This window comes from Intrasporangium sp., from assembly GCF_039812505.1.
GTDB lineage: Bacteria > Actinomycetota > Actinomycetes > Actinomycetales > Dermatophilaceae > Intrasporangium_A.
The window spans coordinates 1-13244 of the sequence record NZ_JBDIAQ010000019.1 but is presented as its reverse complement, the minus strand read 5'-3'; the positions used below and the strand labels follow the sequence as shown (position 1 = coordinate 13244).

At 73.6% G+C, this 13244-nt stretch carries 15 protein-coding genes and 1 tRNA gene; 2 read left to right on the top strand and 14 right to left on the bottom strand.

The features are described from left to right. Positions 1–22 precede the first annotated feature (22 nt). From WMI84_RS04670 to WMI84_RS04660, 3 genes are read right to left on the bottom strand one after another with little or no spacing between them, the layout of a single operon-like run. A complete protein-coding gene (locus WMI84_RS04670) occupies positions 23–355 on the bottom strand; it encodes a small basic family protein (protein WP_347350848.1) in 333 nt (110 codons plus the stop codon). Between the two features lie 35 nt (positions 356–390). Next, positions 391–1293: a DUF881 domain-containing protein gene (locus WMI84_RS04665; protein ID WP_347350846.1), complete on the bottom strand. Its 903-nt coding sequence runs from the start codon at positions 1291–1293 to the stop codon at positions 391–393. Further along, entirely contained in the window at positions 1290–1913 is a 624-nt protein-coding gene (locus WMI84_RS04660) for a CDP-alcohol phosphatidyltransferase family protein (RefSeq protein WP_347350844.1), read from the bottom strand. The genes WMI84_RS04665 and WMI84_RS04660 overlap by 4 nt, the downstream gene beginning before the upstream one ends. Before the next feature lie 166 nt (positions 1914–2079). On the opposite strand from WMI84_RS04660, the gene WMI84_RS04655 reads away from it, so the two are divergent. After that, on the top strand, positions 2080–2481 hold the full coding sequence (locus tag WMI84_RS04655; protein ID WP_347350842.1) for a PaaI family thioesterase: 402 nt from the start codon (positions 2080–2082) through the stop codon (positions 2479–2481). 124 nt (positions 2482–2605) lie between these two features. Beyond that, on the top strand, positions 2606–3709 hold the full coding sequence (locus WMI84_RS04650) for a hypothetical protein (RefSeq protein ID WP_347350841.1): 1104 nt from the start codon (positions 2606–2608) through the stop codon (positions 3707–3709). 13 nt (positions 3710–3722) lie between these two features. On the opposite strand, the gene WMI84_RS04645 is transcribed toward WMI84_RS04650, so the two are convergent. The 11 genes from WMI84_RS04645 to ald form a co-directional block, all read right to left on the bottom strand. Further along, positions 3723–4115 carry an META domain-containing protein gene (locus WMI84_RS04645; protein WP_347350839.1) on the bottom strand — a complete coding sequence of 131 codons (393 nt, stop codon included), beginning with the start codon at positions 4113–4115 and terminating at the stop codon, positions 3723–3725. Between the two features lie 104 nt (positions 4116–4219). Further along, a tRNA-Pro gene (locus tag WMI84_RS04640) sits at positions 4220–4293 on the bottom strand. A gap of 119 nt (positions 4294–4412) precedes the next feature. Then, on the bottom strand, positions 4413–5900 hold the full coding sequence (gene der / locus WMI84_RS04635; protein WP_347350837.1) for a ribosome biogenesis GTPase Der: 1488 nt from the start codon (positions 5898–5900) through the stop codon (positions 4413–4415). Next, on the bottom strand, positions 5897–6604 hold the full coding sequence (gene cmk / locus WMI84_RS04630) for a (d)CMP kinase (RefSeq protein ID WP_347350836.1): 708 nt from the start codon (positions 6602–6604) through the stop codon (positions 5897–5899). The genes der and cmk overlap by 4 nt, the downstream gene beginning before the upstream one ends. Before the next feature lie 39 nt (positions 6605–6643). Continuing rightward, on the bottom strand, positions 6644–7726 hold the full coding sequence (locus tag WMI84_RS04625; RefSeq protein WP_347350834.1) for a prephenate dehydrogenase: 1083 nt from the start codon (positions 7724–7726) through the stop codon (positions 6644–6646). After that, positions 7723–8586 carry a pseudouridine synthase gene (locus WMI84_RS04620; RefSeq protein ID WP_347350833.1) on the bottom strand — a complete coding sequence of 288 codons (864 nt, stop codon included), beginning with the start codon at positions 8584–8586 and terminating at the stop codon, positions 7723–7725. Before WMI84_RS04620 ends, WMI84_RS04625 begins: the two co-directional genes overlap by 4 nt. Beyond that, a complete protein-coding gene (gene scpB / locus WMI84_RS04615; protein WP_347350832.1) occupies positions 8583–9188 on the bottom strand; it encodes an SMC-Scp complex subunit ScpB in 606 nt (201 codons plus the stop codon). Before scpB ends, WMI84_RS04620 begins: the two co-directional genes overlap by 4 nt. Then, positions 9181–10086: a segregation/condensation protein A gene (locus WMI84_RS04610; protein ID WP_347350884.1), complete on the bottom strand. Its 906-nt coding sequence runs from the start codon at positions 10084–10086 to the stop codon at positions 9181–9183. Before WMI84_RS04610 ends, scpB begins: the two co-directional genes overlap by 8 nt. An 82-nt stretch (positions 10087–10168) precedes the next feature. After that, positions 10169–11095 (bottom strand): ParA family protein, encoded by a 927-nt coding sequence (locus WMI84_RS04605; protein ID WP_347350831.1) that lies wholly within the window; start codon positions 11093–11095, stop codon positions 10169–10171. 61 nt (positions 11096–11156) lie between these two features. Beyond that, positions 11157–12101, bottom strand: a complete 945-nt coding sequence (locus tag WMI84_RS04600) for a site-specific tyrosine recombinase XerD (protein WP_347350882.1) — start codon at positions 12099–12101, stop codon at positions 11157–11159. After that, complete coding sequence (ald, locus tag WMI84_RS04595) at positions 12098–13213, bottom strand: alanine dehydrogenase (RefSeq protein ID WP_347350881.1); 1116 nt, start codon at positions 13211–13213, stop codon at positions 12098–12100. The genes WMI84_RS04600 and ald overlap by 4 nt, the downstream gene beginning before the upstream one ends. Between the last annotated feature and the right edge of the window lie 31 nt (positions 13214–13244).

The window sequence follows — 13244 nt, the reverse complement described above, 5'->3', positions numbered from 1 at the left end:
GGCCCCGGGCGGCTTGGCCATGTCAGGCCCGGAACAGGTGTCGCCGGATCGAGGCGACGTTGGAGAAGATCCGCACGCCGAGCACGACGACGACCCCGGTTGACAGCTGGGAGCCGACCCCGAGCTGGTCCCCCAGGAAGACGATGAGGGCCGCGACGATGACGTTGGACAGGAAGGAGACGACGAAGACCTTGTCGTTGAAGATCCCGTCGAGGACCGCTCGCACGGCGCCGAACACGGCATCGAGGGCCGCGATTATCGCGATGGGCAGGTACGGCTGCAGCCACAGCGGCACCGAGGGGTCGAGGACCAGACCGATGAGCAGGCCGACGAGCAGGCCGATGGCTGGGATCACCTCGTCCCCCTTCCTCGTTGCCCGTCAGGTCGCGCTCACGAACCGGAGCCGGTGGTGGGCGGTCGGGCAGATGGTACGTCGGATGGCACGGGCTTCGCGAACTCGACGTGCAGCGCGGAGTCGCCGGGAACGCGCAGCGCCTTCGAGGTGGCGAAGGAGGCCTGCACACCGTACTGCCGGGTCAGCTGGTCGAGGTACACCCCGGCGAAGGAGGGACCGAAGACCCGCTGCATCTGCTCGGGGTCGCCGAGCGCGGTGATCACGTAGGGCCGCGACAGCGGACGGAAGTCCACGATGATCGCCTGCCCGGCGAAGCGGATCGCCGCGGTGGCGGTGAGCCGCTGCCCGTTGATGGAGATCGCCTCGGCGCCGGCGCCCCAGAGGCCGTTGACGACGATCTGCAGGTCACCGGCCGCCACCCGGCCCGAGTCGAAGCCGGTGCTCGGCCGGGTGCCGGCCCGGGCGTCGGTCCCCGCGCTCGCGGCGTCGTCGAGGGTCAGGGTCAGGCCAGGGCCCTTCAGCGGGGTGACCCCGGCCTGGACCGCGTAGTCCTCGATGCGGGCCGTCAGGTCGGGCGCGCCGGTCTGGGCCAGCGCCCTCTCCTCGTAACCGCGGACCTCCGCGGACAGCGCCCGGATCTGCGCCTCGCTCTGGGTGGCATGGGTCTGCAGCGACTCGATCCGCTCGACCAGCTCGGCCCTGGCCTCGGCGGCGGCGCTGGGCTTGGGTCGCAGCGCCTTGGCGCTCACGGCGAACATGAACCCGATGAGCAACGCCATGACGAGGACGATGACGGTCCGGGTCGAGGTCGCCGGGGGCAGGCCGGCGCGCGTCCGGCGCCGCGCCGCCTCCGCGTACGCAGGGTCGAGCGGCCGCTTGAGCATCGAGGTGATCAGCGTCATCGAGGCGTCCGGCGCCCTGGGCGGCGTGGCCGTCATCGAGCCCTCGGGGAGCGTGGCCGGTGGCTGGCCCGGGACAGCACGAACTTGGCCTGCAGGGCGTAGAGGATCGCTGCGAGCCAGTAGAGGACCAGCCCCCACCAGGCGAACCCCCAGCCGATCGGCCGCGCGAGACCGGCGATCACGCCGTCGCCGTGGGCCAGCAAGAGCAGGGGGAAGGCGTAGAGCAGGCCGAACGTCGCGGCCTTGCCCACGAAGTGGACCGGCAGCCCGATCTGACCGCGGCTGCGCAGGTGCAGCAGGACCACGAGCATGACCGCCTCGCGCGCGAGGAGCACGACGACGAACCACAGCGGGATGATCCCGCGCCACGCCAGGCCCACCAGCGTCGAGAGGATGTAGAGCCGGTCGGCGATCGGGTCGAGGAACTGCCCGACCCTGGACTCCATCCGGAAGGTCCGGGCGATCTTGCCGTCTGCGTAGTCGGTGATGCCGGACAGCGCCAGCACGAGCAGGGCGAGCCCGTCGCGACGGGTGACGATGGCCCACAGGAAGAGGGGCACGCCGACCAGCCGGAGCATGGACAGCGCGTTGGGGAGGGTGAAGAGTCGCTCGGACACCCTGCCGGTGCGCGCCGACGCTCCAAGGTCCTCGGTCACACGCAGAGCCTAACCGTCGGCGTGCGCTCGCACGGACCTCGTCCGGGGCCTGTGCAGCGGAACGTGCCGCGGTACCTGCAGGCGGGTGCGCCCGGGTCGCGGAGGGGCCTCGACCTCCGGCCGGCCGCTCTGGCGGTCGCGTGCGTCACCTGCGATGCTCCGCCGCATGAGCGAAGACACGCGCGACTTCCCGCTCGCCCGGCACCTGGGCATGTCCACCCGGGTGACCGCACGCGGGGGCGCGGAGGCAACGCTGCGCGTCACCGACGCGCTGCTCAACCCGCACGGATCGGTGCACGGGGCGGTCCTGTTCGCGATGGTGGACACCGCGATGGGAGCCGCGACCATGTCCGTGCTGACGGGTGACAGCCGGTGCGCGTCGGCCGACCTCCAGCTGCGGTTCTGCCGGCCCGTCTTCGCCGGCCCGCTCGTCGCCCGGGCGCAGGTGCTCCGGGCCGGGAAGCGGCTCGTGCACCTCGAGGCCAAGGTGACCGACGAGGAGGGTCACCTGGTCTCGTTCGGCACCGGCGCCTTCGCCGTGATACCGGGCGAGATTTCCACAGGCTGACCGGTCGGGCCTGTACGTCGTCGGCGGCGGCCTCCAGAATGGGAGGTACTCGTGGGACAGTTCCGGCGCGCCCACCCGGTACCACGCCCTCCTCCCAACTCCGGCCAGACCAGAGGTCGCAGCCATGACGTCGCCACCACCCCCTGAGCGCGCCACGGACCCGACGGCGGCTCGCATCGTCGAGGCGCTGGTCCACGAGGCCCTGCTCCCGCCGCAGGACCGCACGAGTGCGCTGCGAGTCGTCTCCCGGACGCTCAACGCCGCACCGTCCACGGGACCACCCGGCGCCGAGCCGGCTCCCTCCGGCGCGGGGCTGCGCGCCGCTGTGCCATCCGGAGACCTCCTCCGGCGGCGGCTCGTCGAGGTGCTCGCCTATGTCGGTGCGGGGCTGGTCGTCAGTGGGGTGCTGCTGTTCGTGGGGCTGCGCTGGTACCTGCTGGGCCTGGGGGCCCAGCTGGCCGTGCTGGCCGTCGCGGCGGTGCTGCTGGCCGCAGCCGGTCTGGCCGTCGCGGTGGGGAGCGCGCGGGCGCACGGTGGCCGCCGGGCCGACGGCGACGTCCGTCGTCGCCTCGCGTCGGTCCTGTTCACCGGGGCGGCTCTGACGAGCGCCAGTGCAGTCGGCGTGGGCGTCGAGCACGTCCGGTCCGCCCCCATGGCGGGGGTCTCGGCGCTGCCCTACCTGACCTTCGCCATGCTCTGCATCGTGGGGTACGTCCTGTCCCCGAGCCTGGTGGGCCAGCTCGGGGTGTGGGTCGGGACGGTCGTCGCCGTCGAGGACCTGACGGACTGGTGGATGGGGGACTGGTGGCTGTCCGGTTCCGAGTCGGTCGCCTACGGCTCGGCGCTCGTCGGGATCGGCGTCGTCTGGGCCGGGGTGACCGAGGCACGGTGGTGGCGGGAGGCGACCGTGGGACGGCTGGTCGGCTGCGGGACCGCGGTGGCCGGCGCCCAGCAGATCACGTCGAACGGACCCTCCCCGGCCTTCGGCTACGGCGTGTACCTCCTGCTCGCGGTGGCCGGGTTCGGCCTGTACCTCTTCCGCCGGGCCTGGCCGTACCTCGCGCTCGGGGTGGTCGCCCTGACGATGTCAGTCACCCAGGCGGCGTTCCACTGGTACCGGGACTCGATCGGCGCCCCCGGGATGCTCCTGGTCGCCGGCGTCGCCGTGCTCGGCTCTTCCCTGCTGGCACTACGGCTGTGGCGTCAGGCACCCGGTTCCGGAGGCTGACCGATGGCCCCGCTCAGCGCTTGTCCAGGGTGCCGATCTGGGTCCCGCCCTTGTCGAACAGCGTGAGCGTGTCACCCGCGCGGCTCGCCGACGCCGCCCTGGAGAGCCACGTGTCCACGCCCTTGCAGGCCATCAGGGTTATCCGGAAGGCGCCGAGCTCGAACCTGTCGCCGGCCACCTTGCCGTGGCCGGCCATCGAGTTGCAGCCGTCCGTGCCGTTGAAGGACCCGTCCTCCGCGATCGTGATCGAGGGCTTGCCGGTGTTCTCCTGACCCCACGACCCGGCGACGGGGTTGCCGGCGGGGGTGGTCGGCGAGCTGGTCGGGCTCGCGCCGGAGGAGCATCCGGCGAGCGCCAGGGCTGCGGTCAGGGCCAGGACGGGGGCGAGGGCGTTTCGGGTTCGCATGATCGCTCATCTCGGTCGGGCGAAAGCCGGATGGCGCACACTCTGTCACACCCGGCACCCCGTCGGCGGGAGGCCGGATCGCCCCGGGCGCCGACTGCCACCAGTCGGGCTGACAGGATTTGAACCTGCGACCCCTTGACCCCCAGTCAAGTGCGCTACCAAACTGCGCCACAGCCCGTTGCCCCGCGAGCGGGGCGTCTGCACCTTAGCGCACGCCCACCCGCCCGCCGTAATCGACCCCACCCGCCGAGAATCGGCGGCGTCCGGGACGCCGGTGGGCGGCATACTCCGTCCCGGTCAGCGGCCCTGGCGACGGCGCTTCTCGCGCACCCGCACCGACAGCTCGATCGGGCTGCCCTCGAAGCCGAACTCCTCGCGCAGCCGGCGCTCGAGGAAACGGCGGTAACCGGCCTCGATGAAGCCGGAGGCGAAGACGACGAAGCGCGGCGGCCGGGTCGAGGCCTGGGTGGCGAACAGGATGCGCGGCTGCCGTCCACCGCGGACCGGGTGCGGGTGGGCGGCGACGACCGCGCCGAGGAACGCGTTGAGCCGGGAGGTGGGCACGCGCCGGTCCCACGAGTCGAGCGCGGTCTCGAGCGCCGGGACGAGCCGGTCGAGGTGGCGCCCGGTGCGGGCGGAGACGTTGACGCGCGGGGCCCACGGGATCTGGACGAGCTCCTTGTCGATCTCGCGCTCGAGGTAGTAGCGCCGCTCCTCGTCGAGGGTGTCCCACTTGTTGTAGGCCACCACCAGCGCCCGGCCGGCGTCGATGACCTGCTGGACGACGCGGACGTCCTGCTCGGCGATCGGCGCCTCGGCGTCGATCAGGACGATGGCCACCTCGGCCTTCTCGAGCGCGGCCTGGGTTCGCAGGGCGGCGTAGAACTCGGCCCCCCGGGCCTGGTGGGCGCGTCGTCGGATCCCCGCCGTGTCCACGAAGCGCCAGGTGCGCCCGCCGAGCTCGACCAGCTCGTCAACCGGGTCGCGGGTGGTGCCGGCGACGGTGTCGACAACGACCCGGTCCGTGCCGGCCAGCTTGTTCAGCAGGCTCGACTTGCCCACGTTCGGGCGGCCGAGCAGCGCCACCCGACGGGGACCACCCGGGGCGAGGGCACCGTGCGCCGAGACCTCGGGCAGGACCTCGAGGACGGCGTCGAGCGCGTCGCCGCTCCCCCGCCCGTGCAGGGCCGAGACCGGCCACGGCTGCCCGAGCCCGAGGTTCCACAGCCTGGCCGCGTCTGCCTCGCCGCGCTCGTCGTCCACCTTGTTGGCCACCAGGACCACGGGCTTGCCGGACCGGCGCAGCAGCCGGACGACCGCCTCGTCGTCGTCGGTCGCGCCGACCGTCGCGTCCACGACGAACACGACCACGTCGGCGAGCTCGATGGCGATCTCGGCCTGCTCGGCGACCCGCAGGTGGATCCCGGTGGCATCGGCCACCCAGCCACCGGTGTCGACCAGCATGAAGTGCCGCCCGGCCCACTCGGCCTCGTAGGAGACCCGGTCGCGCGTCACGCCGGGAACGTCCTCGACCACCGCTTCCCGGCGTCGCAGCACGCGGTTGACCAGGCTCGACTTGCCGACGTTGGGCCGGCCCACGACGGCGACGACGGGCAGGGGCCCGGCCGGGCCGGCGCCCGCCCCGGCGACCGCCTCGGCGTCGAGCAGGGCCCGGTCCTCGGGACTCAGGTCGAACTCGAGCAGGCCGGCGCGCAGGGCCCGCTCGACGGCGGTGTCGTCAGGCGGGCCGGGGCCGTCCGCCGGACGGCTCGTCTCGTCGGTCACCGGCGCGCGTCGGCGACGAGCTGCAGGACCGCGCCCACGGACTGCTCGAAGTCGAGGTCGGTGGTGTCCAGCGTCGTGACGCCGTCGGCCGCGACGGTGAACTGCGACACGGTCGAGTCGGTGCGGTCGCGTTCGATGATCTGGGTGCGGGTTGCGGCGACGGATGCGGCGTCGGCCGCGCCGTGCAGCTCGCGCGACCGGCGGGCCAGCCTGGCCTCCGCGGAGGCGGTGAGCAGGATGCGGACGGGGGCATCCGGCACGACGACCGTGGTGATGTCGCGCCCCTCGGCGACGACGCCGCCCTTGGCCGCACCGGCCGCGGAGATGAGGCGGCGCTGCAGCTGCCGCAGGATCTCGCGCACCGGGATGATCGTGGCGACCTTTGAGACCTGTTCGGTGATGCGGGTCTCGCGGATGGCGGCGGTGACGTCATGGTCCCCGACGTGGACCGCCGGCGCGTCCGGGTCGGTCCCGATGGTCAGGGGCAGCTCGCGGGTCGCGGCCACGACGGCTGCCGCGTCGTCGAGGTCGACGCCCTGGTGGAGGCACCACCACGTCGCGGACCGGTACATCGCGCCGGTGTCGAGGAAGCCGAGGCCCAGGGTGCGGGCGACCTGCCGGGAGACGCTCGACTTGCCCGACCCGGACGGGCCGTCGATCGCGATGACGAATCCGGACAGCGGCGTGTCGGGGACAGCAGGCATGGGCGCCAGCCTACTGGCCCGTCCGGGTGGCGCTCGCGCTCACTGGTGCACCCGCCATCCCTGTCGTTCGAGCGTCTCGAGCAGCGGTTCGACCGACGCCGGCACGACGGACAGGTAGGCGATGCCGACGGCCTGTCCGATACCGTGCTCGAGCTGGAGGTCCTCGAGGTTGATGCCGGCGTCGCCGAGGTCGGCGAACAGCCTGCCGAGCGAGCCCGGCTCGTCGGGCACGAGGACGGACACGACCTCATATGCCGCCGGGGGGGCACCGTGCTTGCCGGGGATCCGGGCGTGGCCGAGGTTGCCGGCCTCGAGGATCCGGCTGATCGTGCCCAGGGAGCCCTCGCTGCGCCCGGCGACGATCCGCTCCAGGGCATCGACCACCTGCGCCACCTGGTCCTGCACCTCGCGCAGCACCTGCAGCAGCGCGGGTGCGTTGCCGTAGAGGATCTGGGTCCAGAGCCGCGGGTCGCTGGCGGCGATGCGGGTCACGTCGCGCAGACCCTGGCCGGCCAGCCCGACCGCGTGCTCGGGAAGCTCCCGCAGGCTGGCGGCCACCAGGCTCGCGGTCAGCTGCGGCAGGTGCGAGACCGTCGCGACCGCCGCGTCGTGCTCGGCGGCCGGCATGACCCGGACCGCCGCACCGACCGCGGTCGCGATCGCCCGCACCGCCTCGACGGCCCGGGGGTCGGTCGTGTCGTGCGGGACCACGACCCAGGCGCGCCCGTCGAACAGGTCCCCGCGGGCCGCTGCGGTCCCGGAGCGTTCCCGGCCGGCCATGGGATGGGAGCCGACGTACCGGGTCACGTCGACGCCGGCCGCGAGGACCTCGCGCAGGATGATCTCCTTGACCGAGGCCACGTCGGTGACGAACGCCTCCGGCCAGCGCCGCAGCGCCGCGACGATCACGTCCCCGCAGACGTCCGGGGGGGCGGCCACGACGACGAGGTCGGGTACCTCGTCGACGTCGATCCGGCCCGCCCGCAGGTCGCGGGCCAGCCACCGCGCGGTCGGCGACGGGTCGTCCAGGGTGACGTCGTAGCCGGCGCTCGTCAGCGCCATGCCCAGGCTCGTGCCGATGAGCCCGGTCCCGATGATCCGTACGCGCGACGCGGGGGTCACAGCCCGGCCGCCTTGTACAGTGCCGCGACCTCGGCCCGCCCGAGCCGTCGGGTGCGCCCGGAGCGCAGGTCGGCCAGCCGGATCGGTCCGACCTCGGTGCGCACGAGGGACTGGACGGGGTGCCCGGTCGCGGCGAGCATCCGGCGCACCACGTGCTTGCGCCCCTCGTGCAGGACGAGCTCGACGAGGGCCTTGCCGGGCCGCGAGTCCACGACCCGGAACGAGTCGACGGCGGCCGGGCCGTCCTCGAGCTCGATGCCCTCCCGGAGGCGTCGGCCGAGGTCGCGCGGGACCGGCCCCTGGATCTGGGCCAGGTAGGTCTTGGCCACCCCGTAGGCCGGGTGCTGGAGCCGGTGGGCGAGGTCGCCGTCGTTGGTCAGCAGCAGCAGGCCCTCGGTGTCGGCGTCGAGCCGGCCGACGTGGAAGAGCCGGTCGCCGCGGTTGCCCAGGTAGTCGGTGATGGAGGGACGCCCGAGCTCGTCGCTCATCGTCGTCACGACCCCCTTGGGCTTGTTGAACGCGAGGTAGACCCGTTCCTCGTCCAGGTTGACCCGGTCGCCGTCGACGTGCACGACCTGCCGCTTCGGGTCGATGCGCACGCCGAGCTCGGTGACCACCTGCCCGTCGACCTCGACGCGTCCCTCGGCGATGAGGTGCTCGCAGACGCGACGCGACCCGATGCCGGCCGCGGCGAGCAGCTTCTGCAGCCGCACCCCGCCGGGGTCGTGGACGTCCACGACCGGGACGCCGTCTGCGCGCCCCCCGCCGGGGCGGGGACGTGGCCCGCGGCCGCGGGCCGGGTCCCGCCCCGGCTCCGATCCGCGTGGTCTGCGCGGCGAGCGCGAGTGGTGCTCCTTCATGCCTGACCCTCCTCGGCGAGCTGCTCGATCACGTCGGCGTCCGGCAGGAAGGGGGCCAGCGCGGGCAGCTCGTCGAGCGAGCCGAGCCCCATCCGCTGCAGGAAGTAGGGGGTCGTCCGGAACAGCGTGGCGCCGCCCTCGCCGGGGACGGCGACCTCCTCGATCAGGCCACGGTTCAGCAGCGTCCGCACGACGCCGTCGACGTTGACCCCGCGCACCGCACTGACGCGGCCGCGCGAGACCGGTTGCCGGTAGGCGATGACGGCCAGGGTCTCGAGGGAGGCCTGGGTGAGCCTGGCCTGCCGGCCGTCGAGCAGGAACTGCTCGACGACGGGGGCGAACTCGGCGCGGCTGTAGACGCGCCAGCCGCCGGCCACGTGGCGCAGCGTGAACCCCCGGCGGCTCGCCGCGTAGTCCTCCTCGAGGGCCACGAGGTGCTCGTGGACCACGTGGACCGGCAGCACGAGGGCGGCCGCGAGGGCCGGCTCGGTGACCGGTTCGTCGACGACCATCAGGACCGCCTCGAGGGCCGCCCGGGCACCCCCCGGGAAGGCGTCGAGGTCCAGGGTGGCGCGCCCGTCGTCGCCCTGCTCGTCACTCATGCTGCTCCTCCTCCGGTCTGCGCTGCTCGCCTCTGCGCCGCTCGCCCGGGCCCGGCTCGCGCGGCGCGGCCGGCTCGGTCTGGTCGAACTCGTCGGCGATGACCACGTCGCCGCGGGCCGCGCCGGTCCACCGGACGTCGAGCTCGCCGAGGGCCTCGGCCTGCTCGAAGGCGATCGCTGCCTGCTTGAACAGCTCGAGCAGGGCCAGGAACCGGGCCACTATGACCAGGGTGCTGTCGGCGTCGGCGACCAGGGCGCGGAAGGAGACCTGTCCGCGCGCGCGCAGCCGCTCGACGAGGATCGCGGCCTGCTCCCGCACGCTGACCCGAGGCGCGTGCAGGTGCTCGAGCCCGACCGTCGGGGCCGGCTTCGGGGCCAGCGCGCGGGCCGCGACCATGGCGAACTGCGCGGGGGTTACCGAGATGACCAGCTCGGGCAGGAGGGCGGCGAACTGCGGCTCGAGGCCGGCCTGCCGGGGCGTGATCCGGCCGGCCGTGGCCATCCGGTCGGCGAAGACCGCCGCGACCTGCTTGTACGCGCGGTACTGCAGCAGCCGGGCGAACAGCAGGTCGCGGGCCTCGATGAGGGCCAGGTCCTCCTCGTCCGCCGGGCCGGGCTGCGGCAGCAGCCGGGCCGCCTTCAGGTCGAGCAGGGTGGCCGCGACGACGACGAACTCGGAGGCCTGCCCGAGGTCCCAGCCGGCCTCCGGCTCGCCGGAGCGGGCCGCCCGCAGGTGCGCGACGAACTCGTCGGTGACCTTGGCCAACGCGATCTCGGTGATGTCGAGCCGGTGCTTGGCGATGAGTCCGAGGAGCAGGTCGAACGGCCCCTGGAAGACGTCGAGGTGCACCTCGAACGGCGCCGCGGCCCGCCGGGTGAGCACCCCGCCGGGGGTCAGGCCGGACGGGTCCGTGCCGCCCGCCGGGACGGGTGGGGCCGCGACCGGGGGACGGTCGGCCTGGCCGGGCCCGTTCACCGGGTCAGGCGGCGTCGCCGCGCGCGATGAGCTCGCGGGCGAGCTGCCGGTAGGCGTCGGCGCCGGCGTGGGTCGGCGCGTACACCGTGATCGGCTCGGCGGCCAGGGTCGCGTCGGGGAACTTGACGGTCCGGCTGATGACGGTGTGGAAGACCTGGTCGCCGAAGTGGTCGACGACGGAGCGGACCACCTCGCGACTGTGCAGGGTGCGCCCGTCGTACATGGTCGCGAGGATCCCGTCGATGCGTAGGCGGGGGTTGAGCCGGTCGGTGATCTTGCCGATCGTCTCGACGAGCAGGGCGACCCCGCGCATGGCGAAGAACTCGCACTCGAGCGGGATGATGACCCCGTGCGAGGCGGTCAGGGCGTTGACCGTCAGCAGGCCGAGGGAGGGCTGGCAGTCGATGAGGATGACGTCGTAGTCGTCGGCGACCGGCCGCAGCACCCGGGCCAGCGCCTGCTCCCGGGCGACCTCGCTGACCAGCTGGACCTCGGCGGCCGACAGGTCGATGTTGGCCGGGACGATGTCGAGGTCGTCGGTGGCGGTGCGCTGGATGACCTCGCGGATGTCGTGCCCGCCGTCGACGAGCAGGTTGTAGATCGTCCGGTCGAGCTCGTGGGTGCGCACCCCGAGCCCGACGGACAGGGCGCCCTGCGGGTCGAAGTCGACCAGCAGCACCCGGCGCCCCAGCTCGGCCAGGGCGGCGCCGAGGTTGATGGTCGTGGTCGTCTTGCCGACGCCCCCCTTCTGGTTGCACATCGCGATGACGCGCGCGGGGCCGTGGCTGTCCAGCGGCGCTGGCTCGGGGAAGTGTGGCATCGGCCGGCCGGTGGGGCCGACCACGAGCCCCGACGGAGGGTGGCTCTCGAGTAGGTCGGTGAGGTCGTCGACGGGGCCGGCCTGCGCCGCCGCCTGGGTCTCCTCGTTCACCCTGGTGTCCACTCCGCTCCGTCCTGCCCGGTCAGCGTCACGCTGATCAGGCCCGACCATATCAGCGCGCCCGTGGGTGGGCCTCGGCGTAGACCTCGCGCAGCCGGTGCACCGAGACCATCGTGTAGAGCTGCGTGGTGGTGACCGACGCGTGCCCGAGCAGCTCCTGCACGACGCGCACGTCCGCTCCCCCGTCGAGCAGGTGCGTGGCGAACGAGTGTCGCAGCGTGTGCGGCGAGACGTGCTCGCGCAGGCCCGCCCGCTCCGCCACCGCCTGCAGCACCAGCCACGCCGACTGGCGCGAGAGCCGGGCGCCGCGCCGGCCGAGGAACAGCGCCGGACCGGACCGGCCCGCGGCCGCCAGGGCCGGGCGGGCCCGGGTCAGGTAGGCACCCAGGGACTCGGCGGCATACCGGCCGATGGGCACCACCCGCTCCTTGGACCCCTTGCCGAGCAGGCGGACGGCACGCCCCTCGAGGTCGAGGTCGTCCACGTCCAGGCCGACGGCCTCGCTGATGCGCGCCCCGGCGCCGTAGAGCAGCTCGAGCAGCGCCCGGTCACGCAGGGACAGCGGCGGGTCGCCGACGGAGGCTGCCGACAGGAGGCGCTCGACGGCCTCCACGGGGATCGCCTTCGGCAGGCGGGACGGCGGACTCGGTGGTGCGACCTGGGCGGCCGGGTCGGCGCCGGTGACCCCTTCGAGGGCGAGGAACCGGTGCAGGCCACGGACGGCGACGAGGGTGCGCGCCGCGGACGAGACCGCCAGGGGCGGCCGGTCCGGGCCGCCCAGCCGCAGGTCGGCGAGGAAGTCGGTGACGTCGGCCTCCCGTACGGCCCCCGGCTCGGTCACGCCCCTGGCCGCGAGGAAGGCGCCGTAGCGCCCGAGGTCGCGACGGTACGCCACGAGCGTGTTGGCCGCTGCCCCGCGCTCGACCCGGACGTGGTCCAGGAAGGCCCTGACGGCCTGTTCGAGCGAAGTGGCCGGCGGTGGTCCGGTCGGGGTCAGGACAGCACCTCGACAAGCGGGGTCGCGGTCAGGTCGTGGGCCGCCGCGACCCCGTCGAAGACGACGCCACCGCCGTGGGTGTTCAGGCCGAGCGCGAGGCTGGGGTCGGCGCGCAGGGCGTCGCGCCAGCCGTGCTCGGCGAGCGCGACGGCATACGGCAGCGTGACGTTGGTCAGCGCGTAGGTGCTCGTGTTCGGTACGGCGCCGGGCATGTTGGCGACGCAGTAGAAGATCGAGTCGTGCACCCGGAAGGTGGGGTCGGTGTGGGTCGTCGGGTGGGAGTCCTCGAAGCACCCGCCCTGGTCGATCGCGATGTCCACCAGCACCGAGCCGGGACGCATCCGGGCGACCTGCGCGTTGCTGACGAGCCGGGGGGTGCGGGCGCCGGGGACGAGGACGGCACCGATGACCAGGTCGGCGTCGGCGATGGCGTTGTCGATCTCGTAGGCGTTGGAGGTGACGGTCTGACAGTGGCCCTGGTAGACGAAGTCGGCGTGGCGCAGCTTGGCCACGTCCTTGTCGAGCAGGAGCACCTCCGCCTGCATCCCGAGCGCGATGGCCGCGGCGTTCATGCCCGCGACGCCGGCACCGATGACGACGACCTTGGCGGCGTACACGCCGGACACCCCGCCGAGCAGGATGCCGCGGCCGCCGTTGGCGCGCAGCAGCGCCTCGGCCCCGACCTGTGGGGCCAGCCGCCCGGCCACCTCGGACATCGGGGCGAGCAGCGGGAGCGTCCCGTCGGGCAGCTCGACCGTCTCGTAGCCGATGGCGGTGACCCGGCGGCGCATCAGCTCCTCGGTCAGGGTGCGGTTGGCCGCGAGGTGCAGGTAGGTGAAGACGGTCTGCCCCTCGTGCAGGTAGCCGTACTCGTCGGGCACCGGCTCCTTGACCTTGAGCAGCAGCTCGGCCGAGTCCCAGACCTGGTCGGCTCGCGGGACGAGCACGGCCCCGGCGGCCCGGTAGTCGTCGTCGGTGATCGCCGAGCCGGCCCCGGCGCCCTGCTCGAGCACGACCTCGTGACCGTGGGCCACCAGCTCGGTCACCCCCGCCGGGGTGATCGCCACCCGGAACTCGTTGTCCTTGACCTCGCGCGGGATGCCCACCTTCATGCCTCCCACAGTAGTGTCGCGACCACCCTTG